We start from the raw sequence: 23430 nt of genomic DNA, 5'->3' as shown, positions 1-23430 counted from the left end.
CCGAGCGGCTATCCCGGCGGCGGGATCCTGAGGGCGGCCAGCACCGGCAGATGGTCGGTGGCCGCCCTCAGGTCCGCCTGCGGCAGGCCCGGCGGGACGCCGCAGCCGAGGATCTCGATGCCGTCCGTCGCGAAGACCGCGTCGATGCGGCGGTCCGCCCCCGTGGCCGGGAAGGTGTGCTCGCCGCCCCACGGCGCCGCCACCCGCCCGTCGCGCAGCTCGCCCGCGAGGCGGCGGAAGGCGCGGCCCTTCGGACGGTCGTTGAGGTCGCCGGCGACCACGGCATACGGGGTCCCGAGCCCCCGCACCCGCTCCAGCACCCCGCCGGCCTGCTCGTATCGCTCCGCCGCCGCCAGGCTCAGATGGCAGCTGACCACCCCCACCCGCACCGCCCCGAAGCGCAGCACCGCGGTCGCGAGCCCCCGCCGGTGCAGCCCGGGCGCCCGCGGGAAGAGCACATCCTCCGTACGCTCCACCAGCGGCCGCAGCGACGACATGATCATGGGTCCGGTGGCCGTCGCCCCGCCGGTCACGTACACCAGACCCGTCGCCATCCCGAGCCGGTTCGCGTACTTCCGCCAGCGGAAGAACCGCGGCGCCTCCTGCACGCACAGCACATCGGGCGCGCACGCGCGGATCACCCGGGCGAGCGCGTCCACGTCGTCGCGCATCGAGCGGATGTTGTACGACAGGACGCGGATGACCGCCGCCCCGTCCGCTTCGGTACGTGCGGCGGGCAGGTCGGCGGTCATCTCCGTCATACGGCTGAAAACTACCCCTGCCGCGCCAGGTCCGCCGCGCCGACAAGCCCGGCCCGGCCGCCGAGCTGCGCGGCGAGCACCTGCGCGTGCGGGCGCCACTGGCTGCCGACCAGCCAGCGGCGGAAGGACTTGCGGATCGGCTCCAGGACGAGGTCGCCCTCGTCGGAGACGCCGCCGCCGACGATGAAGGCGGACGGGTCGAAGAGCGAGGCCAGGTCGGCGAGTCCGGCGCCCGCCCAGCGGGCGAGCTCGCGGAAGGAGTCGATGGCGACCGGGTCCTCGTGCCGCGCGGCCCGGCTGACATGGCGCCCCTGGATGCCCTCGGGGGTGCCGTCGCCGAGCGACAGCAGATACTCGGCGGCGTCCGGCGTGGCGGCGGCGCGCTGGCGTGCGTACCGCACGAGGGCGCTGCCCGACGCGTACTGCTCCCAGCAGCCCTGCGAGCCGCAGCCGCACAGCAGGCCGTCGGGGACGACGCGGATGTGCCCGAACTCGGCGGCCACGCCGAAGCGGCCGCGGTGCAGCTTGCCGCCGATGATGATGCCGCCGCCCAGGCCCGTACCGAGCGTGATGCAGACGACGTCGTCGTGCCCGGCCCCCGCGCCGAACTTGTACTCGCCCCAGGCGGCCGCGTTGGCGTCGTTCTCGACGACGACCGGGAGGCCGACGCGCTGCTCGACCTTGTCCTTGAGCGCCTCGTGCCGCCAGTTGATGTTCGGGGCGAAGAGGACGGTGGCGCGCTTGTCGTCGACGTAACCGGCGGCGCCGATGCCGACCGCCTCCGCGTCGGGGTGGTCCTTCGTCACGTCCTGGACGGCAGTGGCGATCGCCTCGATGACGCCCTCGGGGGTCGACGGGGTCGGCACCTTGCTGGTGTTGAGGATCGCGCCTTCTTCGTCGACCACGCCGGCCGCGATCTTGGTGCCGCCGATGTCGACGCCGATGGTGAGTCCCATGTGTCCCTCGGTTATTCGGTTCGAGCCCCGCTGCAAGGGACCACGTTACCGGAGGGATTCGGCGGGACCGCTCGACGCCGCCTGGACCGGGTCAGTCCTCGTCGTCCGGGGACTTGTCCTCGCTGAGGTCGATCCGCTCGATGTCGGCCGCCTGCTCCTTGGTCCAGCGCGCCTCGTCGTTCGACACCGCGGAGCGGTACGCGGCCGCCAGCTCGGCGCCCGCCGCCGCGAGGTGGTCGAAGAGCTCCGGATTGCGGTCGATCACCGGCTCGATGGCCGACTTGGCCTGCTCGATGAACTGCCGCGCCGCACCCTTCGCCGCCAGCCCGGCGGCGCCCGCCGCCATGCCGCCGAAGGGGCCGCCCAGGCCCGTGACCTTGTCCGCGAACGAATCGATGAGCCGCTTGAACTCCTCGGCCGCGCTGCCCGGCGGCGTGCCGTACGCCGCCCGCCGGCGCGCCTGCTCTGCGGCGAGGTCCTCCGCGCAGGCCGACGCCCAGGCGTCGGGGTCGGGGTCCGACGACGGAGTGCTGGGGCGTTCGATGGCATCACTCATGCCATCGAAGGTACCTCGGATGGCCCACGTCCTGGGACCTGCTGCGGCAGTTGTCAGCCGGAAAGTCGGCTGAAAAGTCGGCCGGAATGCCCTCCGGACGGCCGTCCGGGGAGCCGCCCGGAAAGTCAGCCGCGCTCGGGCCACAGCCCGGCGTCGGGCCGGAACCGCACCCGCAGCTCACCGTCGTACAACCCGGCGCGCTCGATCGTGCACCGGCGCAGCGCGGACGCGAGCGGCAGCACGCGCCGGTAGGGCCCGGCGGAGACGATCAGCTCGTCTCCACGGCGCACGAGGGACAGCTCGTCCCGCTCCGCACCCGGGAGCGGCAGCCGCCAGACGAAGACGCCTTCGGCGGCGAGGAGATTGTCGACGGCAGGGACGGTCGCCGCGGGCGGCGCGGACCGCGGCGACGGCTCGGCGCCGCCCGCGCCCGGCTCACCCAGCGCCGCCGGCTCGCCCAGCGCGGCCGCCAGCTCCGCCAGATCGGCAGCCTGCGCGGCATCCCGCCCGAGGTGCGGCAGCTCCGTTACGGGCACGGCTTCCCGCAGCTGCTTGAGCGCGTCCTGCTGCGTCCCGGACAGCCCGCCCAGCCAAGGGTCGGCGGACTCCGTCGGCAGCACCCGGTTCGCGACCACCCCGTCCAGCGCGATCCCGTGCAGCGCCAGCCCGGCGAGCGCCTGCGGCAGCTCCCGTACGGCCCGCGCACCCGGCTCGACCACCAGCCGCACGCTCAGCCCGGGATCGGCCACCGCCGCCTCGAGCCGCGCGAGCTTCGCATCCCACTTGGCGGCGGCCTCGTACAGGCGCTCCGCAGGCGCAGGCACCCCGGCCAACTGCGCAAGAAACGGCCGCAGCGCCCGGGCAGCCTGCCGCTCAGGCGGCAACAGCCGCCGCAAATACCGCCGCAACTCCTCGGGCAGCGCAAGCAGCCGCAGCGCTTCCGGCAGCAGCGGGAGGTCGATGACGACCAGGTCGTACGGTGAGCCGCCGGCGTCAGGAGGGCCGGGGTGGAACGACGCCGCCGAAAAACCCCAGACCTCGGCGGCGGCCGCCCCCCGCGGTTTTTCGGTGGTGTCGTGGAACCCCGGCCCGGCCCCGGCGCCCAGCCCCGCGATCGCGCTGAGCAGCGCCATCGCCTCCGCCCCCGGCAGCTCCGTGATCTCCTCCGCCTCCAGCGGCGTGGCGCCGAGGTAGTCCAGCACGGACTCCCCGCGCTCCTGCAGCCGGGCCAGGCTCGTACGAAAATGCTCCGCGGCGCCGATCCGCGCCACCCGCAGGCCATCGGCCACCGCCACCGGCGCGCCGAACGGCGCCCTGCCCACCGGGCCGGGCCCCGGCGCGTCCTCGGCCCCCAGCGCGCGCAGCGCACCCGCGTCAGCCGTCAGCAGCAGCACCCAGCCACCGTCCCGCGCCGCGCGCAGCGCACTGGCAGCCGCCACGGTGGAGCGCCCGGCGCCACCAGCGCCGGTTACGAGAAGCGTGCGCACCGCGGCCCTAGGCCGCCTGGCTCTCGACGCGCTTCTTCAGGCCCGCCAGCGCGCGGTCGATGATGACCTTCTCGGCCTTGCGCTTGATCATCCCGAGCATCGGGATCTTCACGTCCACCGTCAGCTGGTACGTGACCGACGTCTTCGCGCCGCCGTCCACCGGGGCCAGCTGGTACGAGCCCGCCAGCGACCGCAGCATCTGGGACTTCACCAGCGTCCAGCTGACCTCGTTCGGCCCGCTCCACGTATACGCCAGCGTGTGGTCGTCCTTGATCGCCCCGGCGTCCAGCACCAGCCGCACCTGCTCGGCCCTGCCCTGGTCATCGGTGGCCAGTACCTCGGCCTCCTTGACCTCCCCGGTCCACTCCGGGTAGCGGGCGAAGTCCGCGATCACCGCCATCACATCAGCGGGCGGGGCATCGATCGTGGTGCTCGACTGGGTGTGTTCTGCCATCGCCTGGGCTCCTCCCGAACCTGGGGGTCCGGGGGCATCCCCCGGGAAAGTGCAGTAGCGGTGAACATTACCGGCGGCTCACCATTCCAGCGCCCAGGGGGTGCCGCGCGACGCGAAGTGACCCACGTTGACGCACTCGGTCTGCCCAATGCGCATCCGCTGAGCGAGCGGCTGGTGGACGTGGCCGAAGAGCGCGTACCGCGGGCGCACCGTGTGAATCGCCTCCAGCAGCGCCTCGCTGCCGCGCTCGAAGCGCCGGGCGACGACGTCGTAGCAGAGCTCGGGGACCTCCGGCGGGATGTGCGAGCACAGCACGTCGACCTCGCCGAGCGCGGCGACCTTGGCGGCGTACGTGTCGTCGTCGATCTCGAAGGGCGTGTTCATCGGCGTCCGCAGCCCGCCGCCGACGAAGCCGAAGACCAGCCCGCCGATCTCCACCCGCTCGCCGTCGAGGACGGTGGTGCCCTCGCCCGCGTACTCCGGCCACAGCCGCGGAATGTCGACATTCCCGTACGTGGCGTAGGTCGGGGTGGGGAAGGCGCCGAAGAGCTCCGCGTACTGGCGGCGCACCGCCGACTCTATGGCCGCGTCCCGGTCGAGCCCGGCCCACAGCCGGCGCCCGAAGTCCCGCGCCTCCTCGAAGCGGCGCGCGGTGCGCAGCTCCACGATCCGGGACGCGTTCTCCTTGCCGAACAGGTCAGGGAAGATGCCACGCGAGTGATCCGAGTAATCCAGGAAAAGGATGAGGTCGCCGAGGCAGACCAGCGCATCCGCCCCCTCCCCGGCCTTCGCCAGATCTCCGGCATTTCCGTGCACATCACTCACCACATGGACCCGCATGCGGGCCACTCTAAGACGAGAGCCAAGAGATAGGGTTTCCGAGCATCGAGGCAACGAGCAGCGCCCGAGGAGCACGTCTTGCGTGAGTACAGCCTTCCCGCCCTGTACGAGGTACCGGCGGACGGCAATCTGACGGATCTGATCCGGCGCAACGCCGCGCTGCACGCCGACGTCGCCGTCATAGCCCGCAAGGAGCCTGCAGGCGGGAAGGATGCCGGCTGGCGGGATGTGACGGCCGCGGAGTTTCTCGCCGAGGTGGAGGCGGCCGCGAAAGGGCTGATCGCCGCGGGGGTGCGGCCCGGGGACCGGGTCGGGCTCATGTCCCGTACGCGCTACGAGTGGACGCTGCTGGACTTCGCGATCTGGAGCGCGGGCGGGGTCACCGTCCCGGTGTACGAGACGTCGTCCGCCGAGCAGATCCAGTGGATCCTCGGCGACTCGGGCGCGGTGGCGGTGGTCGTGGAGACCGATACGCACGAGGCGCTGGTGAAGTCCGTACGGGACCGGCTGCCGCAGCTGCAGCACGTCTGGCAGCTCGACGGGGGCGCCGTGGCGGAGCTGGACGCGCTCGGCGCCGAGGTCTCCGACGACGCGCTGCAGGAGGCGACCTCGGCCGCGGACGCCGACGACCCGGCCACGATCGTCTACACCTCGGGCACCACGGGCCGCCCGAAGGGCTGCGTGCTCACCCACCGCAGCTTCTTCGCCGAGTGCGGCAACGCGGTGGAGCGGCTGCGGCCCCTCTTCCGCACCGGCGAGTCCTCGATCGTGCTCTTCCTGCCGCTGGCGCATGTCTTCGGCCGCCTGGTGGAGGTCGCCACGGCGCTGGCGCCGATCAAGCTCGTGCACGTACCGGACGTGAAGAACCTGACCGACGAGCTGGCGGAACTCAAGCCGACCATGCTGCTCGGCGTGCCGCGGGTCTTCGAGAAGGTCTACAACTCCGCGCGGGCCAAGGCGCAGGCGGACGGCCGCGGCAAGGTCTTCGACCGCGCCGCCAACACCGCCATCGCCTACAGCCGCGCCCTCGACACGGACGCCGGCCCGGCGCTCGGCCTGCGGCTGCGCCACAAGCTCTTCGACAAGCTCGTCTACGGCAAGCTGCGCGCCGTCCTCGGCGGCCGCGCCACCCACGCCATCTCGGGCGGCGCGCCGCTCGGCGAGCGGCTCGGGCACTTCTACCGCGGCATCGGCTTCACGGTCCTGGAGGGTTACGGCCTGACGGAGTCCTGCGCGGCCACCGCGGTCAACCCGCTGGAGCGGCCGAAGATCGGCACGGTCGGGCAGCCGCTGCCGGGCGCGACGATCCGGGTCGCGGACGACGGCGAGGTGCTGCTGTACGGGGAGCACCTGTTCGCCGGTTACTGGAACAACGAGGAGGCGACGGCGGAGGCGGTCACCCACGGCTGGTTCCACACCGGGGACCTCGGCAGCCTCGACACGGACGGGTATCTGACGATCACCGGCCGGAAGAAGGAGATCATCGTGACGGCGGGCGGCAAGAACGTCGCCCCGGCCGTGATCGAGGACCGGATCCGGGCGCATCCGCTGATCGCGGAGGTGATGGTGGTCGGCGACGCCAAACCGTTCGTGGCCGCGCTGGTCACACTCGACGAGGAGTTCCTGGCCCGCTGGGCGTCGGACCACGGCAAGCCTTCCGGCTCGACGCCGGAGTCGCTGCGCGACGACCCGGAGCTGCTGGCCGCCGTGCAGCGGGCGGTGGACGACGGCAACGCGATGGTGTCGCGGGCGGAGTCGGTCCGTAAATTCCGCATCCTCGGCGGCCAGTTCACGGAGGAGTCGGGCCACCTGACGCCCTCGCTGAAGCTGAAGCGCTCGCTGGTCGCGAAGGACTTCGCGGTCGAGATCGAGGCGCTGTACGGCTGACCTTCGGGGCTGTACCCACCCACCCGCCCGTTGCTGTCTCGCGCCTCCGGGGGCGGGAGGCGTCCCACTCCTCCGGGGGCAGGCGTCCCTTCTCCGGGGGCAGGCGTCCCGCTGGGCGGGACGGGTGGGCCCGGGACGTTTCCGCAGCCGCCCACCCAGCCCGCACCGAGACCAGGTCAGGCGACCAGCACCCCCGCCAGCAGCTCCCGCACCAGCACCGCCCCATTGAGCGTCAGCACCGACTCCGGATGGAACTGCACCCCGGCAAAGCCGGGCCCGCGCAGCGCGTGTACCTCGCCCGACTCCGGCGCGCGGCTGAGCTCCACCCGGTGCGCCGCCAGCTCCGTGGCGACCGCGTCGTCCGCCTGCGCGATGTACGTGCTGTAGAAGCCCACCGTCTCCGGGCGCCCGAAAAAGTCGATCACCTCCTGCGCACCCTGGTACGGGACCTCCTTCCGGACCAGCGGCAGCCCCAGCTCAGCCGCCAGCAGCTCGTGCCCCAGGCACACCCCCAGCAGCCCGTCCCGATGCTCGCGCACCAGATCGGCCGTCAGCCGCCGCAGAAAGCGCATCTTCGGGTCCGAGGTATCGCGCGGGTCCCCGGGCCCGGGGCCGAGCACCACAGGCCCGCGGTGGTCGAGCGCCAGCTCGCGCAGTCCCGGCTCGTCGTAGCGGACCACGCTCACCGCACTGCCGTCCGCGCGCAGCACATGCGCGAGCATCGCGGTGAAGGTGTCCTCCCCGTCGACCACCAGGATCTCGGGACCAGCAGCCTCCCGCACCGACTGCATCCGCAGCCAGAACGGCGCCAGGTCCCGCCGCCGCGCGTCCAGCGCCGCCCGTACCTCCGGATCATCGGCGAAGCCCGCCCGCTCCCGGCCACCACCCGCGGCAGCCTCACGTACGCCGAGCGCCGTCAGCACCCCCGCCGCCTTCGCATGCGTCTCCGCGACCTCACCCGCGGGCGACGAGCCGCGCACCAGCGTCGCCCCGACCCCCACCCGCAGCCGCCCGTCCGCCGCGATGTCGGCGGTCCGCAGCAGGATGGGGGAGTCGAGTGTCTGCGCGCCGCCCGTGTCGCGGCCGAAGAGCGCCAGCGCGCCCGAGTAGTAGCCGCGGCCGGTCGGCTCGTAGCGCTCGATCACGCGGCAGGCGTTCTGGACCGGCGACCCCGTCACCGTTGCCGCGAACATCGTCTCCTTCAGCACCTCGCGTACGTCCATGGAGGACCGGCCGCGCAGCTCGTACTCGGTGTGGGCCAGGTGCGCCATCTCCTTCAGCCGCGGGCCGACGACGACGCCGCCCATGTCGCCGACGGTGCACATCATCTTCAGCTCCTCGTCGACGACCATCGACAGCTCCTCCACCTCCTTGCGGTCCTGGAGGAAGCCGAGCAGCCCGTCACGCGACGGCCCTTCAGACGGGTAGCGGTACGTGCCCGAGATCGGGTTCATCACGACCGTGCCGCCGCTCATCCGCACGTGCACCTCGGGGCTGGCGCCGACCAGGGTGCGGACGCCGGGCTGGTGGACGACGAAGGTCCAGTACGCGCCCGTCTCGCCGGTCAGCAGGCGGCGGAAGAGGGCGAGGGCGTCGGCGGCGGAGAAGCCGTGGATGGTGCCCTCGAAGGTGCGGCGGATGACGAAGTTCGCGCCCTCGCCGGTGCCGATCTCGTCGGTGAGGACGCGGCGGACGATGTCTTCGTACGCCGGGTCGGGCACGTCGAAGGCGCCGTCCGCGACCTGGACGGCGTGGTCCGGCAGGGCGTCGAGGACCGCGGCGCGGGAGATCTCGTACGACTCCCGCGGCCGCAGCACCGCCAGCGGCGTGCCGTCGTCGCGGGCGTCGAAGCCGCGCTCGCGGATCTGCCGGTACGGGACCAGGGCGAGGGCATCGGCGACGGCCTGGCCGCCGGAGGGTGGGCCCGTCGGCAGGTCGATATCGGTCAGCGAGGCCACTTCCGTGACCGGCCCGGTCAGGATCTCCACCACGTCGTCATCGCGGCCGGGCGTACGGCGGTGGAGTAGGGCGAAGGGTGGGCTGGCGGGGTCGAGCAGACGGTCGATCATGGTGTTCCTTCCTCAGGATGGGAGGAACAGCCCCGCAAAAACGCCGAAGGCCGCCCCTCGGGCGGCCTTCGCGATCTGTGAGTCAGGTCTCAGGATGCACGCGATGGATGGCCGCCGGATGAGCGGGCCACCACCAGTTGCGGCAGGTCGATGCGTGCATGCCGGACACTGTAGCCGCTGGGCCGCCGACCGGCGGGTACGTCTCATCTTTCGGGCAGGCGGGCTGAGGGCCCAGCGCAGCCCGTAACCTTTACCGGGTGACGACACACGCCAATCCCGATGCCCTGACGAACACCTGGCAGGACCTGCCCGCGGCCCAGCAGCCCGAGTGGCCGGACGCCGGCGCCCTGCGTGACGTGGTCGGTGAGCTCGAGTCCTATCCGCCGCTGGTGTTCGCCGGCGAGTGCGACCAGCTGCGCGACCGGCTGGCCGCGGTGGCTCGGGGCGAGGCGTTTCTGCTGCAGGGCGGCGACTGCGCCGAGGCCTTCGACGGCGTCTCCGCGGAGCACATCCGCAACAAGCTGAAGACCATCCTGCAGATGTCCGCCGTCCTCACCTACGCCGGTTCGGTGCCGGTGGTGAAGGTCGGGCGGATCGCCGGGCAGTACTCCAAGCCGCGCTCGAAGCCGACCGAGACCCGCGACGGCGTCACCCTGCCCGTATACCGCGGCGACTCGGTGAACGGCTTCGACTTCACGCCGGAGTCCCGGAACCCGGACCCGGAGCGGCTGAAGCGGATGTACCACGCCTCCGCCGCCACCCTGAACCTGGTGCGCGCCTTCACCACCGGCGGCTACGCCGACCTGCGCCAGGTGCACGCCTGGAACCAGGACTTCGTGAAGTCGTCCCCCTCCGGGCAGCGGTACGAGCAGCTGGCCCGCGAGATCGACCGCGCGATGAACTTCATGAACGCCTGCGGGGTGGACCCGGAGGAGTTCAAGACCGTCGAGTTCTTCTCGTCCCACGAGGGCCTGATCCTCGACTACGAGTCGGCGATGACCAGGACCGATTCGCGTACGGGCCAGCTGTACGACGTCTCCGGCCACATGATCTGGATCGGCGAGCGCACCCGGCAGCTGGACCACGCGCACATCGAGTTCGCGTCCCGTATCAGCAACCCGATCGGCGTGAAGCTGGGCCCGACCACCACGCCCGAGGACGCGCTCACCCTCATCGACCGGCTCGACCCGGAGCGCATCCCGGGCCGGCTGACCTTCATCACCCGGATGGGCGCGGGCAAGATCCGCGACCGGCTGCCCACCCTCATCGAGAAGGTGACGGCCTCCGGCGCCCAGGTGGCGTGGATCTCCGACCCGATGCACGGCAACACCTTCGAGGCCGCCTCAGGACACAAGACGCGCCGCTTCGACGACGTGCTCGACGAGGTCAAGGGCTTCTTCGAGGTGCACAAGCAGCTGGGCACCCACCCGGGCGGCATCCACGTGGAGCTGACCGGCGACGATGTCACGGAGTGCGTGGGCGGCGGCGACGAGATCTTCGTGGACGACCTGCACCAGCGCTACGAGACGGCGTGCGACCCGCGGCTGAACCGGTCGCAGTCGCTTGACCTGGCATTCCTGGTCGCGGAGATGTACCGGGACCAGTGACCGGAGTCACTGCTGACCCGGACTTTTGAGAAACCCCCGGGGCGGGTAAGGTAAGACTTACCTAATCGTCCTCCCCGGGGGTTTCCGCATGTACGTCTGCTCCTGCTTCGGTGTCACCGAAGCCCAGGTGCGCGCGCACGCGGAGGCGGGCCACTGCACACCCCGCCAGATCGCCTCCCAGTCCAAGGCAGGCACCGACTGCGGCAACTGCGTCCGCAGCATCCAGGCCCTCCTGGGCCGGGGCGCCTGCCCGCGCCGGGAGCTGCTGGAGACCCGGGCCCCGGAGGCGCTGGAGCCCGAGGCCGAGGTCGCCGCCGAGGCGGCTTAACTGTCCGGCTGCTCGATGAGCTGCGCGATGTAGAGCGGCTCGCCCAGCTTCTCGATGAGCTCCAGCTGCGTGTCCAGATAGTCGATGTGGTGCTCCTCGTCCTCGAGGATCGACTCGAAGATGTTCGCCGACGTGACGTCGCCCTTTCCACGCATCACGTCGATACCGCGCCGCAGCCGGTCGATGGCCTCGACCTCGACCTGCCGGTCGGCCTGGAACATCTCGCTCACCGTCTGGCCCACCCGGACGTGGAAGAGCCGCTGGTAATTCGGCAGCCCGTCGAGGAAGAGGATCCGGTCGGTCAGGATCTCCGCGTGCTTCATCTCGTCGAAGGACTCGGAGCGGGTGTACTTCGCGAGCTTCGTCCAGCCGAAGTTCTCCTGCATCTTCGCGTGCAGGAAGTACTGGTTGATCGCGGTCAGCTCGGCGGTGAGCTGTTCATTCAGGAATTCCAGGACCTCGGGGTCGCCCTGCATTGCGGGGGCTCCTCTCAGGGGGGTGCGGCAGGCTGTTCGGGCCGCATCCTTGCACCGGCCCGCGAGACCGTCCAGTAAGTCTTGGCTTAGTACGGCTTGCGGCAACTTGCACTAATCGGGCACCCCGGTGGCATGACCACCTGCAATGGTCTGTCACCATGGAGTCATGGGCCAGCCGGACACCGCAGGTAAAGGGGACACGGAGACGCTTCCCCCGGGTCAGCGGCTGCAGCGCGGCTGGCCGGTCACACACTACGGCCCGGTGCCCCGATTCAAGCCGGACCGCTGGGAGTTCCGGGTCTTCGGCGCCACCGCGGACGCCGATAAGCACTGCTGGAACCACGACGAATTCGCCGCCCTCCCGTACGACACGGTGGTCGCCGATCTGCACTGCGTCACGAAGTTCTCCATGCTCGGGGCCGAATGGGGCGGCGTCCTCGCCCGTACGGTCCTGGAGGCGGCCCCGCCGGCCGACGACGTCACGCACGTGATGGTGTGGGCGGAGTACGGCTTCAGCTCGAATCTCCGTATCGCCGACTTCGCCGCGGACCAGGTCATCTTCGCCACCCACAAGGACGGCGAACTCCTCACCGCGGAACACGGCTTCCCGGCCCGCCTGGTGGTGCCCCACCTCTACGCCTGGAAGGGCCCGAAGTGGGTCCGCGGCGTGGAATACATGACCGCCGACCGCCGCGGCTTCTGGGAGGAGCGCGGCTATCACAACATCGGCGACCCGTGGCAGGAGCAGCGTTACTCGTACCAGGAGGAGCCGGGGGACGGGCCGGAGCTCTAGGGCCGGTCTAAGAGCCCATCAGGGCCGGAGGGACTGCAGCAGCGCCACGTCCCCGGCGTGCCCCTCCGTGCCGCCGGGGGTCTCGATGGTCACCGGGACGCCGGCCATCGCGGGGTGGGCGAGCAGCTCGCCGAAGGCGGCGGCGCCGATCGCGCCCTTGCCGATGTTCTCGTGCCGGTCCAGCCGCGAGCCCGCCCCCGCCTTGGAGTCATTCGCGTGGACGAGCTGCAGCCGCCCCTCGCCCGCGACCTCCACCAGCTCGTCCAGCAGCGCCTTGGCCCCGCCGGCCGAGGCGAAGTCATGCCCGGCGGCGAAGGCGTGGCACGTATCCAGGCAGACCCCGACCCGCGGATGGCGGTCGAGGACGTCGAGATACGGCCCGAGATCCTCGACGAGCGAGCACAGCGAGAATCCCTGCCCCGCGGTCGGCTCCAGCAGCAGCTCAGGACCGTCGTCCGGCAGCTCGTCCAGCACCGGCAGCACCAGCTCCCGCACCTGTGCGAGGGCCGTCTCCCGGCTGCGCCCGCCGGTCGCGGAGCCCGTATGGACTACGACCCCGAGCGCGCCGATCTCCCGGCCCCGCCGCAGCGAGTGCCGCAGCGACGCCACCGACTTCGCCGCCGTATCCGCGCTGTGCGACCCGAGATTGATCAGGTACGGGGCATGGACGTACGCCGGAATCGACTCCGCCTCGCACCGCGCGCGGAAGAGCTCGTCCTGCGCCGGATCCCCGGGAGGCGTCGCCCACCCCCGCGGATTCGCGACGAAGACCTGCACCATCTCGGCGCCGATCTCGCGCGCATAGCCGAGCCCCTTGGCGGCCAGCCCGCCGGCGACGGGAACGTGGCTGCCCACGGGGTTACGCAGGGAAGTACTCGCAGTCATCGCGTCCAGATCGTGATCTCGCTGCCCCGCGGCGCCTCGTCATCGGGGTCGACCCGCCACACCGTGTCGCCGAAGAAGACACCGTTGACGTTGACCTTGAAGCCGGCGTCCTCGAGCTGCTGCTTGGCCTCGTCCTCGCCCAGGCCCTCGACGTCGGGGACGTCGACCAGGTCCTGGCCCTTGGAGATGGTCAGGGTGACCGTCTCGCCCTCGACGCTCTGCGCCTCCCCGGCGGGCGTCTGCTTGGCGACTGTGCCGTCGTCCTCGTCGGAGAAGACCCGGCCGGGCTTGACGACGACCTTGAAGCCGGCCTCTTCCAGCTCCTCGCGGGCGTCGCCCTCGTCGTCGCCGATCACGTCCGGCACCTCGATGGGCTGGCCCTTGCTGACGATCAGCGGGATGGCCGTACCGGAGCGGCGCATCTCGCCGGAGGGGACGCCGGTGGAGATGACGACGCCCTTGCGGTACTGGTCGTGCGGCTCCCGGGTGATCGAGCCCGGCTGCAGCCCGCGCTCCTGGAGCAGCCGCTTGGCTTCCTTCAGCTCCTTGCCCTCCAGGTCGGGCACCGCGACGTTCTCGGGGCCCTTGGAGATGGTGAGCGTTACGGTGCCGCCCTGGCGGATGCGCTGCCCGACCCCGGGGTCGGTGGAGATGACGCGGCCGCGCTCGACGGTGCTGCTGAAGGCCTGCTTCGTGTCCGACTCCAGGTCCCGGGCCTGCAGCTCCTTCTCGGCCTTGGCCTCGGTCATCTTCAGGACCGCCGGGACCTTGGTGAACTGGCCCGAGTTGATGTACCAGACGCCCGTGCCGACGCCGAGCAGCAGCAGGGCCGCGACCAGGGCGATCAGGGAGCGGCGGGGGCCGCGGCGCGGGGGCGGCGGCTGCGGTGGCGGGTTGCCGGGCTCGTTCACCGGGGGCGGCGGGGGCACCTGCATGACGCTGGTGCGGTTCAGCTCCGCCTGCTGGGCCTGCGCGACCGCCTGGCTGGGCAGCACGCTGGTGCGGTCGCCGGTGTCGTCGTGGCCGTCCTCCGCGACGGTGATGGCCTGCGGGGGTACGGCGTCGAGCTGGGCGTTGCTGAGCGCGGAGCGGGCGGAGCGGGCCTTCGACAGCAGCTCCACGGCGTCCGCGGGGCGGCGCTCGGGGTCGCGGGCGGCCGCGGCCAGCACCAGGCCGTCGAGCTCGGCGGCCAGGTCGGGGACCAGCTCGGACGGCAGCCCGACCTCCTCGTGGAGGTGCTGGTAGAGAACCTGGGCGGGGGATTCGCCGGCGTGCGGCTTGGAGCCGGTGAGCATCTCGTAGAGGAGTACGCCGCAGGCGTAGACGTCGACGCGGGGTGTGGCGACGCCGTGCTCTATCTGCTCGGGGGCGAGGTAGGAGACCGTGCCGAGGACCGAGCCCGTGGACGAGGTGGTGTGCGTGTTCACGGCCCTGACCAGGCCGAAGTCGGCGACCTTGACGCGGCCGTCGTCGCCGATCAGGACGTTCTCCGGCTTCATGTCGCGGTGCACGAGGCCGGCCCGGTGGGCGGCGCCGAGGGCGGCGAGCACCGGTTCGAGGATGTCGAGGGCGGCGCGCGGCTGCAGGGCGCCGCGCTCGCGCAGCACGTCGCGGAGGGTGCAGCCGGCGACGTATTCCATCGCCAGATAGACGTACGTGCCGTCGGTGCCCTGGTCGTAGACCCCCACCACATTCGGGTGGGCGAGGGCGGCGACGGACTTGGCCTCGCGGATGAAGCGGTCGACGAAGGAGCCGTCGGCGGCGAGCGCCGGGTGCATCACCTTCAGCGCCAGCACGCGGTCGAGGCGGGTGTCGACAGCCCGGTAGACCGTGGCCATGCCGCCGACGGCGATGCGCGCGTCGACGCGATAGCGGCCGTCCAGCGTGCGGCCGACCAGCGGGTCCTGCAGGGTCGTATCCACGGGTCGGATTCTACGTCCCATACGACCGGTGCCCGCCCGGTCGGTGCAGGTAGGTGCGGTTCTGCAGCGGAACGGTGACGCCCGCGGGTCAGTCCAGCGACCGGGCGACCCCGGCGATCTCGGCGAGCGCCGCCTCCCAGTCCCGCGGGCTGCGCTCAGTCTCCCGCAGCACGACGCGGGTCCCTCCGGGCCCGATCTGCAACGTAAACCCGACCAGCCCGTCCCCGGTCCGAAAGGCGAAGGTCCGCATCGGCTCCTCGACCTCGACGGCAATCTCCCCGTCCCCGTACCAGCGCTCCCGGTACGCGGGCTCGGTGAGCGCGGCCCACACGTTCTGTACGGGAGTGGTCACGAAGGTCTCGTGCTGGGTGGCGGTCACATCGCCACGCTAGGGCGCGGCGCCGGCACCCGCCACGCGAGCCGCCCTCAGCCCATGCTCACCGGGCGTCCTGGAAAGCCGGGCGCTCCGGGTCCAGGCGGGCGGTGCCGGTGGTCGGGGACGAGGCTTCGGCGTAGTGGCGGCGGGGGATGCGGCCCGCGCGGTGGGCCAGGCGGCCGGCGTCTACGGCGTGGCGCATGGCTTCGGCCATCAGGACCGGTTCCTTGGCGCGCGTCACCGCTGAGGCGAGCATGACCGCCGCGCAGCCGAGTTCCATGGCCAGGGCGGCGTCGGAGGCCGTGCCCGCGCCTGCGTCCAGGATCACCGGGACCTCGGCCCGTTCCGTGATGAGCTGGAAGTTGTGCGGGTTGCGGATGCCGAGGCCCGACCCGATGGGGGAGCCGAGGGGCATGATCGCGGCGCAGCCGGCGTCCTGGAGCTTCTGGGCGAGGACGGGGTCGTCGTTCGTGTACGGGAGGACCGTGAAGCCGTCGTCGACCAGCGTCTCCGCCGCGTCCACCAGCTCGATCGGGTCGGGGAGCAGGGTGTGCTCGTCCGCGATCACCTCCAGCTTCACCCAGTCCGTGCCCAGCGCCTCCCGGGCCAGGCGCGCCGTGAGGACCGCCTCGCCCGCGGTGTAGCAACCGGCCGTGTTCGGCAGGACGCGGATGCCGTGCTTGTCGAGTACGGACAGGACCGAGCCCTGCACTCCGGGGTCGAGGCGGCGCATCGCGACGGTGGTCAGCTCCGTACCGGACGCGACCAGGGCGCGCTCCAGGATGTCGAGGCTGGGGGCACCGCCCGTACCCATGATGAGCCGGGAGGAGAAGGCCGTGCCGGCGATGGTGAGAAGGTCGTCTGCCATGGCTTGCGGATCAGCCTCCCTGGACTGCGGTGAGGACCTCGACGCGATCGCCGTCGGCGAGGGGGGTGGCGGGCCACTGCCCGCGGGGGACCACGGCCTCGTTGACCGCCGCGGCGACGCCCTTCGGGGCCTTGGTGAGGGTGGTGACGAGGTCTTCGAGGGTGGTGTCCGCGGCGAGCTCGCGGGGCTCGCCGTTGACGGAGATGCGGGTCGTCATGCGTGCGTCAGCTCCTTGGCGAAGCGCTGGGCGGAGAAGGGCCGGGCTTCGGGCGGCAGCTCGCCCTCTTCGAGGGCGTGCGCCATGACATCGGCGGTGACCGGCGTGAGCAGCACGCCATTGCGGCCGTGGCCGGTGGCGTGGTGCAGGCCCGGGAGGGCGGTGGGGCCGAGGAGGGGGCCGTTGTCCGGCGATACGGGGCGGAGCCCGGCGCTGGTCTCGGTCAGCGGCAGCTCGGTCAGCCCGGGGACGAGGGCGTGCGCGTCGCGCAGCAGCTCGTAGACGCCGCCCGCGGTGACGGTGGTGTCGTAGCCGAGCTCCTCGCTCGTGGCGCCGATGACGAGCTCGCCGTCGGCGCGCGGCACCAGGTAGATGTGCGAGCCGCGGACGACGGCGCGGACGGTGCGGGAGAGGAAGGGCCCGTAGTCCGATGCCGGCATCCGCAGGCGCAGGACCTGGCCCTTCACGGGCCGGACCGCGGGCCGGACCGCGTCCGGGAGGCCGGGGAGCTGCCCGCTGTGGCTGCCGGCGGCGAGGACGGTCCGGTCGGCGGTGAGGCGGGTCCCGTCGTCGAGTACGGCGCCCGTGGCGCGGTCCCGCTCGACGACGAGCCGGGCGGCCTGCCGCCGGTGGAAGCGCACCCCGGCGCGCTCGCAGGCGACCAGCAGCGCGCCGACCAGCCGCCGCGGGTCGACCTGGTGATCGCCGTCGACCCGCAGCCCGCCCCGTACGCCCGGCGCCAGCATGGGTTCCAGGCGGCGGCACTCGCGGCCTTGCAGCCAGGCGGATTCGAGGCCCAGCTGCCGCTGGAAGTCGTGCAGTTCGCGCAGGTGCGCGCGGTCGTCGGCGTCGAGGGCGACGGCGAGGGTGCCGCAGGGCCGGTAGCCGAGCTCGTGCCCGGTGGCGTCGTGGAGCTCACCCGCGAACGCCTCGTAGCGGCGCGCGGATTCGAGATTGAGGGCGAGCAGCTCCTGCTCCCCGTAATGCAGCTCGGTGACGGCCGCGAGCATCCCGGCGGCGACATTGGCCGCCCCGTGCCGGGCCGGATCAGGGTCGACCACGGCGGCGGTAAGACCTCGCTGCGCGGCCCGCCACGCCGTGGCCAGACCGATGACACCCCCGCCGACCACGAGGACATCAGCTTGCGTATGCACGGGCATTCAGCCCCTCCCTTCGCCGGCATGACCCGGATCAGGTTCGTACGGTCGGGGGCCGACAGCCCCCCTCTCAGCCCGGTGCGTCCGGGCTCCCGCGATGGCGCTTTTCCAGCGCCAGGCTAACGCATAGCAAAAGTGGGAGATCCTTTGACGGCTTTGGCATATGCCACCCGACGGGGCTGGGCAAAAATGCCGCGGCCGTGACCGTGAGGCTACGTTGAGCGAGCGCGGGCCCCATGCAGGAGGCCCGTATGGGCTTATCCCGCTTCAACCTTAGGCGGCAGCGCACGCGGCAGCGCCGCCGCGTGTCCCTGGTCAAGCCGGCCGTTTACCGGTCAACTCCGCGCTTCGCGGGCTTTATCGCGCTGCACAGGACACCGGTTGTGCTGATCAACGCGATTCCGGCCGAGCGCCTCCGGGCGCGCGTGCTGCTCGCGCTGCTGGGCGCTGCCTGCGCCTTCGCTCCGCTGGCGGTGCGCGCGGCCGGCGTCGGCTGACCCGCGGCCCGGCCTCGCGGAGCGCTCGCGGGGCCGGGCCTTTCGTCGCAGCGCAACAGACAGGATTGGCCGTTTCGTTCCGGCCCGCGGCAGAACGGAATTCGTTTCGTCGCGGCCGGCGGACGAGGGGAAGTGCCGTATGACCTATCCAGGGCCTGTCGGGCTCACCTGCCGCCACTGCCAGGAGTTCCTGCCGCCGCCGGCGGCCCGCGGCCGCCCCGCCCAGTACTGCAGCGTCCGCTGCCGCCAGGCCGCCCACCGGCGCCGCTCCCGGGGCCCGGCGGCGGCCCCGGAGCGGACGGGGCCGAGCGTCACCGAGATGATCCACGACATCGAGGACGGGCTGCGGGAGCTGCGCGTCCTGCACCAGCGTGAGGCGGCCACCGCCCGCCCGCTGCTCCTGGCGACCCGGCTGAAGGAGCAGCTCGAAGCGCTCACCGCCGGTCTGGTGGACGAGGCCAGGGGCAACAACGTGCCGTGGAAGACCATCGCCCGGGTGCTCGACCTAGCCCCGGACAGCGCCCGCCGCCGCTACCCGCCCGGCTCCGCCGACGAGCAGCTGCGCCGCGCCCGGGGCGCCCGCCGCCCGTTCATCCCGGCCCCCGACGGCCGCTGGCCGAGCCCGGCCCCGCGCGCCACCGGCAACCCGAGCCGCCAGTCGCCCGCCCACCGGCTGGCCGCCGAGCTGTCGATGCTGCAGCGGGACTCCGGCGCGTCGCTGCGCTGGATGGGGCGCCGGGTGCGGGTGTCGCCGGGCTATCTGTCGCGGGTGATGACCGGCGACCGCTTCCCGCGCTGGGAGGTGGTGGAGCGCTGGGCCGGTGAGTGCGGCGGCGATCAGGAGGCCATGCGCGAGCTGTGGCAGCTGGCCAAGGACCACCGCGACTGGGAGCGACTGAGCCGCTGACCCGGACCCCGGCCATCGCCCACCGCTAAGGTGATCGCGTGAGCCATCGAACACAAGCGCAGCGCTGCGTCATCGTCGGTGCGGGGATGGCCGGCGTGCAGACGGCTGTCGCGCTGCGGGAGGAGGGCTGGCAGGGGCCGGTCACGATCATCGGTGCCGAGCCTCATCAGCCGTACGACAGGCCGCCGCTGTCCAAGGCCGTGTTGCTGGGGAAGGCGGAGGACTCGGCGCTGGACGTCGACTTCGCCTCCCTCGGGGTCGAGCTGCGGCTCGGCGTCCACGTCTCCGGGCTCGACGGCGCGGCGAAGGAGCTGCGGACCGAGGGCGGGCCGGTGCCGTACGACACCCTGGTCATCGCCACCGGGGCGGAGCCCAGCAGGCTGGCGGGTGTCGAGGGGGTGCCGGGGGTGCATCTCCTGCGCACCCTCGATGACGCCGAGCGGCTGCGGCCCGTGCTCGCCGCGAAGCACGACATCGTCGTGGTCGGGGCCGGGTGGATCGGCGCCGAATTCGCCACCGCGGCGCGCGAGGCCGGATGTGCCGTCACCGTCGTCGAGGCCGCCGACCGGCCGCTGGCGGGGGCGCTGCCCGCCGAGGTCGCCGCGCCGATGGCGCGCTGGTACGCCGACAGCGGGGCCGCGCTGATCACCGGCGCACGGGTGGAGAGAGTCGAGCCCGGCACCGTCCGCCTCGACGACGGGCGGCGGATCGCCGCCGACGCCGTCGTCGTCGGCATCGGGGCCAGGCCCGCCACCGGCTGGCTCGCCGACTCCGGGGTCGAGCTCGGCGCCGACGGGTCGGTCCTCGCCGACGACCGGCTGCGGGCGTCCGTGCCCGAGGTGTACGCCGTCGGCGACTGCGCCTCCTTCCCCTCCGCCCGGTACGGGGAGCGGCTGCTCATCCACCACTGGGACAACGCCCTCCAGGGGCCGCGCACCGTGGCCGCCAATGTCATCGCGGACTGCTGCGCGGATCCGACGGGCGTCGCGTACGACCCGGTGCCGTATTTCTGGTCCGAGCAGTTCGGGCGATTTGTCCAATACGCAGGTCATCACGCCGCCGCCGACGAGCTGGTCTGGCGCGGCGACCCGCAGGCCGCCGCCTGGTCCGTGTGCTGGCTCCGGGCCGGCGCCCTCGTCGCGCTGCTGGCCGTGGGGCGGCCGCGGGACCTGGCGCAGGGCCGGCGGCTGATCGACAAGGGCGCCCGACTCGATCCGGCCAAGGCCGCGGACCCGGGGACACCGCTGAAGTCGGCACTGGCCTGAGCGCTGCCAGGACGGCTGCCCGACCGCTGCCAGGACCGCTCCAATGGCTGCGCCCCATTCCGGACGTCGGTCCGGGATGGCAGGCTTGTCCATGTGACCGAGATTGACGCAAAAATCGATGCTCTCGTGCCTACCTGGCTCACCCTCCCCGACATCGCCGAGAAGCTCGACGTCGAAGTGACCCGGGTCCGGCAGCTGGTCAAGGAGGGCCAGCTCATCGCCGTCCGGCGCGGTGAGAACCGCGCGCTGATGGTGCCGGCCGAGTTCATCGGCGAAGAGAAGATCATCAAGGGGCTCGTCGGCACGCTGACGCTCCTGCGGGACGACGGCTTCACGGACGAAGAGGCCCTGGAGTGGCTCTTCACCGAGGACCCGACCCTGCCCGGCACCCCGGTGCAGGCCCTGCGGGAGAACCGCGGCACGGAGGTGAAGCGCAGGGCTCAGGCGCTGGCTGTGTAGGGTCACGGCTGGTTGATTGACAGGGGCGTACGGGTCCGTGGGGCCCGTACGCCCGCACCGGGGAGGGGTTCGTTCGTGGACGCGCGGCTTTATCTGTGTACCGATGCCAGGAAGGCGCAGGGGGATCTGCCGGACTTCCTCGACGCGGTGCTGGCCGCGGGCGTGGAGGCCGTACAGCTGCGGGACAAGACGCTGGAAGCGCGCGAGGAGCTGGAGCTCCTCGAGGTCTTCGCGGACGCCTGCCGGCGACACGGGCGGCTGCTGTCCGTAAACGATCGCGCCGATGTGGCACATGCCATCGGCGCCGACGTGCTGCACCTCGGGCAGGGCGACCTGCCCGTACCGCACGCTCGGGCGATCCTGGGTGACCAGGTCGTCATCGGGCGGTCCACGCACGACGAGGCGCAGGTCTCGGCGGCGGCCGTCGAGCCGGGGGTGGACTACTTCTGCGTCGGGCCCTGCTGGCCCACACCCACCAAGCCGGGGCGGCATGCGCCCGGCCTCGACCTCGTCCGGTACGCGGCCGCGCTCGGCACCGACCGGCCGTGGTTCGCCATCGGCGGGATCGACCTGGGGAATCTCGACCAGGTGCTGGACGCCGGGGCGCGGCGAGTCGTGGTCGTACGGGCCATCACGGACGCCGACGACCCGGGCGCCGCGGCCGCCGAATTCGCCAAGCGGCTGTCTCAATAATCGGGCATATCGCCTCGGCCTGTTGGGGCTGGAGGTGACCGGCGGTTAACCTGCCCCGTATGGCCCACGGCATCGCTTCCACCAGGACCGATCGAGCGCGCACCGTTCGTGAGCTGCTCGCCTCCGGAGAGCAGTCGTATTCCTTCGAGTTCTTCGCACCCAAGACACCCAAGGGCGAGCGGACGCTCTGGAACGCCATCCGGCGCATCGAGGCGGTCAGCCCGACCTTCGTCTCGGTGACGTACGGGGCCGGGGGCTCCTCCCGGGACGGCACGGTCCGGGCGACCGAGCGCATCGCCACCGACACGACGATCACGCCGGTCGCGCACCTCACCGCGGTCAATCACTCCGTGGCCGAGCTGCGGAATGTCATCGGGCAGTACGCCGACGCCGGGATCCGGAACATGTTCGCGGTCCGCGGCGACCCGCCCGGCGACCCCAACGGCGAGTGGATCACGCACCCGGAGGGTGTGACGTATGCCGCCGAACTCGTCGAATTGATCAAGGAATCCGGCGACTTCTGCGTCGGCGTCGCCGCGTTTACCAATAAGCACCCGCGTTCGACGGACTGGGAATCGGACATCCGGTACTTCGTGGAGAAGTGCCGCGCGGGCGCCGATTACGCGATCACCCAGATCTTCTATACCGCCGAGGAGTATCTCAGCCTGCGCGATCGCGTCGCCGCGACCGGCTGCGAGGTGCCAATCATCCCGGAGATCATGCCGGTGACCAAGGTCACCCAGATCGAGCGATTCGCACAGCTGAGCAACTCGCCGTTCCCCCAGGACCTCGCGGATCGCATTCTCGCGGTCAAAGACGACGCGGCGGCAGTACGCTCCATTGGCATCGAGTACGCGACGAAGCTCTGCGAGCGGCTGCGGGCCGAGGGAGTCCCCGGACTGCACTTCATTACGATGAACCACTCCACGGCGACGCTGGAGATCTACGAGAACCTCGGACTGCACCCGCAGTCCTGACCCAACCAGCCGGATCAGCGGCGGAAGAGGGGCCCAGAAATGAGCCTGATGTGGATCGCCCTCTACATCGCGTTCGGCATTGTCGCGCTCTGGCTGCTCGGCGAGGTGCTGCTGCAGTACAAGGCCCGGCTGCGGTGGCGGCTGCTGGCCTTCTTCGGCTTCCTCGGCGTCGTGCTCGGGGTGCTGCAGGCGTCGGTGCCCATAATCGGCCTCGGCGTGATCGTCTTCGGCATCGGCCAGGTCAAGGTCACGCTCTCCTACCGGCAGGGCTACGACGCCGGCTGGGCCATCCGCGGCGGCCCCGGCCGCCCGCCGATGCGGCGCCGCCCGCCCGAGGAGGAGTACGAGCCGGAGCCCGCGTACGGGCCCGGACCCGGCGGCCGGTACGACGACGAGTTCGGCACCGACCCCGACGCGGCGCACCAGAACCCGTACAGCGAGCTGTCGGGCTACCAGGGCGATGGCTATGAGAGCCCGCAGCCGCAGCAGCCGCCGCAGCAGCTTCAGCCTCAGATGATCGACCAGACCGCGGAGTTCTCGGCCTTCGGCACCGGACCGCAGGACTATCCGGCCGAGTCCACCGGCTACGACCAGTACAGCGGCGCGTACGACACGGGCAGCCACGGGACGCTCGCCGGGGCCGGCTATGACGCGGGCTATGACACCGGTCAGTACGCCGTCCAGGGCTACGACACCGGTCAGTACGCCACCACGGGCTCGTACGACCAGGGCTACAGCGACCCGTACTCGGGCACCGAATACGCCACCCCGGGCTATTACGACGCCGCCCCGACGGGCTACGACACCAACGGCTACGGCTACGACACCGGCCAGTACGCGGCCCAGGGCTACGACTCGTCCTACCAGGCGACCCCGCCCCCGCCGGCGTACGACCCGAACGGCGCCTGGGTGCCGCAGCAGCGGGACGACAGCGGGCAGTACCCGGTGCAGGGGACCGGATATGAGGAGCAGCAGTACCGGTACTGAGGCGCG

Annotated in this window: 25 protein-coding genes and 1 riboswitch; of the genes, 11 read left to right on the top strand and 14 right to left on the bottom strand. The window is 72.0% G+C overall.

Going from position 1 to position 23430, the window contains the following annotated elements; genetic code table 11:
- Positions 1 to 8 precede the first annotated feature (8 nt).
- The 6 genes from ACNNMR_RS10215 to ACNNMR_RS10190 all read right to left on the bottom strand — a co-directional run bounded on the left by ACNNMR_RS10215 (position 9) and on the right by ACNNMR_RS10190 (position 5054).
- Positions 9 to 752 carry an endonuclease/exonuclease/phosphatase family protein gene (locus ACNNMR_RS10215; RefSeq protein ID WP_420000319.1) on the bottom strand — a complete coding sequence of 248 codons (744 nt, stop codon included), beginning with the start codon at positions 750 to 752 and terminating at the stop codon, positions 9 to 11.
- 20 nt (positions 753 to 772) lie between these two features.
- On the bottom strand, positions 773 to 1717 hold the full coding sequence (locus ACNNMR_RS10210; protein WP_419994227.1) for an ROK family glucokinase: 945 nt from the start codon (positions 1715 to 1717) through the stop codon (positions 773 to 775).
- Positions 1718 to 1808: 91 nt separating this feature from the next.
- Positions 1809 to 2273: a DUF5304 family protein gene (locus tag ACNNMR_RS10205; protein WP_419994226.1), complete on the bottom strand. Its 465-nt coding sequence runs from the start codon at positions 2271 to 2273 to the stop codon at positions 1809 to 1811.
- 125 nt (positions 2274 to 2398) lie between these two features.
- The gene (locus tag ACNNMR_RS10200) at positions 2399 to 3712 is read right to left on the bottom strand and encodes an ArsA family ATPase (protein ID WP_419994225.1); all 1314 of its coding nucleotides are present in this window, start codon (positions 3710 to 3712) and stop codon (positions 2399 to 2401) included.
- 55 nt (positions 3713 to 3767) lie between these two features.
- The gene (locus ACNNMR_RS10195; protein ID WP_419994224.1) at positions 3768 to 4214 is read right to left on the bottom strand and encodes an SRPBCC family protein; all 447 of its coding nucleotides are present in this window, start codon (positions 4212 to 4214) and stop codon (positions 3768 to 3770) included.
- A 78-nt stretch (positions 4215 to 4292) separates the two neighbouring features.
- A complete protein-coding gene (locus ACNNMR_RS10190; RefSeq protein WP_419994223.1) occupies positions 4293 to 5054 on the bottom strand; it encodes a metallophosphoesterase family protein in 762 nt (253 codons plus the stop codon).
- Between the two features lie 78 nt (positions 5055 to 5132).
- On the opposite strand from ACNNMR_RS10190, the gene ACNNMR_RS10185 reads away from it, so the two are divergent.
- Entirely contained in the window at positions 5133 to 6941 is a 1809-nt protein-coding gene (locus ACNNMR_RS10185) for an AMP-dependent synthetase/ligase (protein WP_419994222.1), read from the top strand.
- 176 nt (positions 6942 to 7117) lie between these two features.
- Here ACNNMR_RS10185 and ACNNMR_RS10180 read toward each other — a convergent pair whose 3' ends face one another.
- A complete protein-coding gene (locus ACNNMR_RS10180; protein ID WP_419994221.1) occupies positions 7118 to 9010 on the bottom strand; it encodes an anthranilate synthase family protein in 1893 nt (630 codons plus the stop codon).
- Between the two features lie 257 nt (positions 9011 to 9267).
- On the opposite strand from ACNNMR_RS10180, the gene ACNNMR_RS10175 reads away from it, so the two are divergent.
- Together ACNNMR_RS10175 and ACNNMR_RS10170 are read left to right on the top strand one after the other, a co-directional pair.
- The gene (locus tag ACNNMR_RS10175) at positions 9268 to 10617 is read left to right on the top strand and encodes a class II 3-deoxy-7-phosphoheptulonate synthase (protein ID WP_419994220.1); all 1350 of its coding nucleotides are present in this window, start codon (positions 9268 to 9270) and stop codon (positions 10615 to 10617) included.
- A gap of 88 nt (positions 10618 to 10705) precedes the next feature.
- Positions 10706 to 10945 carry a (2Fe-2S)-binding protein gene (locus ACNNMR_RS10170; protein WP_419994219.1) on the top strand — a complete coding sequence of 80 codons (240 nt, stop codon included), beginning with the start codon at positions 10706 to 10708 and terminating at the stop codon, positions 10943 to 10945.
- Here ACNNMR_RS10170 and bfr read toward each other — a convergent pair.
- Complete coding sequence (bfr, locus tag ACNNMR_RS10165; RefSeq protein ID WP_419994218.1) at positions 10942 to 11421, bottom strand: bacterioferritin; 480 nt, start codon at positions 11419 to 11421, stop codon at positions 10942 to 10944. The two genes, ACNNMR_RS10170 and bfr, sit on opposite strands and share 4 nt — an antisense overlap.
- Before the next feature lie 166 nt (positions 11422 to 11587).
- On the opposite strand from bfr, the gene ACNNMR_RS10160 reads away from it, so the two are divergent.
- Complete coding sequence (locus ACNNMR_RS10160) at positions 11588 to 12214, top strand: sulfite oxidase-like oxidoreductase (RefSeq protein WP_419994217.1); 627 nt, start codon at positions 11588 to 11590, stop codon at positions 12212 to 12214.
- A gap of 18 nt (positions 12215 to 12232) precedes the next feature.
- Here ACNNMR_RS10160 and ACNNMR_RS10155 read toward each other — a convergent pair whose 3' ends face one another.
- From ACNNMR_RS10155 to thiO, 6 genes are all read right to left on the bottom strand, one after another.
- Positions 12233 to 13099, bottom strand: a complete 867-nt coding sequence (locus tag ACNNMR_RS10155) for a deoxyribonuclease IV (protein ID WP_419994216.1) — start codon at positions 13097 to 13099, stop codon at positions 12233 to 12235.
- The gene (pknB, locus tag ACNNMR_RS10150; protein ID WP_419994215.1) at positions 13096 to 15021 is read right to left on the bottom strand and encodes a Stk1 family PASTA domain-containing Ser/Thr kinase; all 1926 of its coding nucleotides are present in this window, start codon (positions 15019 to 15021) and stop codon (positions 13096 to 13098) included. Before pknB ends, ACNNMR_RS10155 begins: the two co-directional genes overlap by 4 nt.
- Positions 15022 to 15109: 88 nt before the next feature.
- Positions 15110 to 15400, bottom strand: a complete 291-nt coding sequence (locus ACNNMR_RS10145; RefSeq protein WP_419994214.1) for a hypothetical protein — start codon at positions 15398 to 15400, stop codon at positions 15110 to 15112.
- Between the two features lie 58 nt (positions 15401 to 15458).
- Entirely contained in the window at positions 15459 to 16265 is an 807-nt protein-coding gene (locus ACNNMR_RS10140; protein WP_419994213.1) for a thiazole synthase, read from the bottom strand.
- A gap of 10 nt (positions 16266 to 16275) precedes the next feature.
- Entirely contained in the window at positions 16276 to 16482 is a 207-nt protein-coding gene (gene thiS, locus ACNNMR_RS10135; protein WP_419994212.1) for a sulfur carrier protein ThiS, read from the bottom strand.
- On the bottom strand, positions 16479 to 17642 hold the full coding sequence (gene thiO / locus ACNNMR_RS10130) for a glycine oxidase ThiO (RefSeq protein WP_419994211.1): 1164 nt from the start codon (positions 17640 to 17642) through the stop codon (positions 16479 to 16481). The genes thiS and thiO overlap by 4 nt, the downstream gene beginning before the upstream one ends.
- A riboswitch (TPP riboswitch) is annotated at positions 17634 to 17745 on the bottom strand. It overlaps the preceding gene by 9 nt.
- 199 nt (positions 17746 to 17944) lie before the next feature.
- On the opposite strand from thiO, the gene ACNNMR_RS10125 reads away from it, so the two are divergent.
- From ACNNMR_RS10125 to ACNNMR_RS10095, 7 genes are all read left to right on the top strand, one after another.
- The gene (locus tag ACNNMR_RS10125) at positions 17945 to 18136 is read left to right on the top strand and encodes a hypothetical protein (RefSeq protein ID WP_419994210.1); all 192 of its coding nucleotides are present in this window, start codon (positions 17945 to 17947) and stop codon (positions 18134 to 18136) included.
- Positions 18137 to 18275: 139 nt separating this feature from the next.
- Positions 18276 to 19043, top strand: coding sequence for a helix-turn-helix domain-containing protein (locus ACNNMR_RS10120; RefSeq protein WP_419994209.1), 768 nt, complete (start codon positions 18276 to 18278; stop codon positions 19041 to 19043).
- Between the two features lie 38 nt (positions 19044 to 19081).
- Positions 19082 to 20308, top strand: a complete 1227-nt coding sequence (locus tag ACNNMR_RS10115; protein ID WP_419994208.1) for an NAD(P)/FAD-dependent oxidoreductase — start codon at positions 19082 to 19084, stop codon at positions 20306 to 20308.
- A 93-nt stretch (positions 20309 to 20401) separates the two neighbouring features.
- Positions 20402 to 20767 carry an Rv2175c family DNA-binding protein gene (locus tag ACNNMR_RS10110; protein ID WP_419994207.1) on the top strand — a complete coding sequence of 122 codons (366 nt, stop codon included), beginning with the start codon at positions 20402 to 20404 and terminating at the stop codon, positions 20765 to 20767.
- 75 nt (positions 20768 to 20842) lie between these two features.
- Entirely contained in the window at positions 20843 to 21460 is a 618-nt protein-coding gene (gene thiE, locus ACNNMR_RS10105) for a thiamine phosphate synthase (protein WP_419994206.1), read from the top strand.
- Between the two features lie 59 nt (positions 21461 to 21519).
- Positions 21520 to 22437: a methylenetetrahydrofolate reductase [NAD(P)H] gene (gene metF, locus ACNNMR_RS10100; RefSeq protein ID WP_419994205.1), complete on the top strand. Its 918-nt coding sequence runs from the start codon at positions 21520 to 21522 to the stop codon at positions 22435 to 22437.
- Positions 22438 to 22476: 39 nt separating this feature from the next.
- Positions 22477 to 23424, top strand: a complete 948-nt coding sequence (locus ACNNMR_RS10095) for a hypothetical protein (RefSeq protein ID WP_419994204.1) — start codon at positions 22477 to 22479, stop codon at positions 23422 to 23424.
- Positions 23425 to 23430 lie beyond the last annotated feature (6 nt).

This window comes from Streptomyces boninensis, assembly GCF_048572725.1.
In the GTDB taxonomy this organism is placed as follows: Bacteria; Actinomycetota; Actinomycetes; order Streptomycetales; family Streptomycetaceae; genus Streptomyces; species Streptomyces boninensis.
The sequence above is the reverse complement of the archived record's forward strand: the minus strand, read 5'-3'. Positions and strand labels throughout refer to the sequence as shown.

What these genes read in the sequence shown, in the direction of transcription:
- ACNNMR_RS10215 (WP_420000319.1), bottom strand. Translation starts at nt 752, where the DNA reads ATGACCGCCGACCTGCCCGCCGCACGTACCGAAGCGGACGGGGCGGCG.
- thiO (WP_419994211.1), bottom strand. Translation starts at nt 17,642, where the DNA reads ATGCCCGTGCATACGCAAGCTGATGTCCTCGTGGTCGGCGGGGGTGTC.
- ACNNMR_RS10210 (WP_419994227.1), bottom strand. Translation starts at nt 1,717, where the DNA reads ATGGGACTCACCATCGGCGTCGACATCGGCGGCACCAAGATCGCGGCC.
- ACNNMR_RS10170 (WP_419994219.1), top strand. Translation starts at nt 10,706, where the DNA reads ATGTACGTCTGCTCCTGCTTCGGTGTCACCGAAGCCCAGGTGCGCGCG.
- ACNNMR_RS10120 (WP_419994209.1), top strand. Translation starts at nt 18,276, where the DNA reads ATGACCTATCCAGGGCCTGTCGGGCTCACCTGCCGCCACTGCCAGGAG.
- thiS (WP_419994212.1), bottom strand. Translation starts at nt 16,482, where the DNA reads ATGACGACCCGCATCTCCGTCAACGGCGAGCCCCGCGAGCTCGCCGCG.
- bfr (WP_419994218.1), bottom strand. Translation starts at nt 11,421, where the DNA reads ATGCAGGGCGACCCCGAGGTCCTGGAATTCCTGAATGAACAGCTCACC.
- ACNNMR_RS10205 (WP_419994226.1), bottom strand. Translation starts at nt 2,273, where the DNA reads ATGAGTGATGCCATCGAACGCCCCAGCACTCCGTCGTCGGACCCCGAC.
- ACNNMR_RS10160 (WP_419994217.1), top strand. Translation starts at nt 11,588, where the DNA reads ATGGGCCAGCCGGACACCGCAGGTAAAGGGGACACGGAGACGCTTCCC.
- ACNNMR_RS10190 (WP_419994223.1), bottom strand. Translation starts at nt 5,054, where the DNA reads ATGCGGGTCCATGTGGTGAGTGATGTGCACGGAAATGCCGGAGATCTG.
- ACNNMR_RS10095 (WP_419994204.1), top strand. Translation starts at nt 22,477, where the DNA reads ATGAGCCTGATGTGGATCGCCCTCTACATCGCGTTCGGCATTGTCGCG.
- metF (WP_419994205.1), top strand. Translation starts at nt 21,520, where the DNA reads ATGGCCCACGGCATCGCTTCCACCAGGACCGATCGAGCGCGCACCGTT.
- ACNNMR_RS10180 (WP_419994221.1), bottom strand. Translation starts at nt 9,010, where the DNA reads ATGATCGACCGTCTGCTCGACCCCGCCAGCCCACCCTTCGCCCTACTC.
- ACNNMR_RS10155 (WP_419994216.1), bottom strand. Translation starts at nt 13,099, where the DNA reads ATGACTGCGAGTACTTCCCTGCGTAACCCCGTGGGCAGCCACGTTCCC.
- ACNNMR_RS10140 (WP_419994213.1), bottom strand. Translation starts at nt 16,265, where the DNA reads ATGGCAGACGACCTTCTCACCATCGCCGGCACGGCCTTCTCCTCCCGG.
- ACNNMR_RS10195 (WP_419994224.1), bottom strand. Translation starts at nt 4,214, where the DNA reads ATGGCAGAACACACCCAGTCGAGCACCACGATCGATGCCCCGCCCGCT.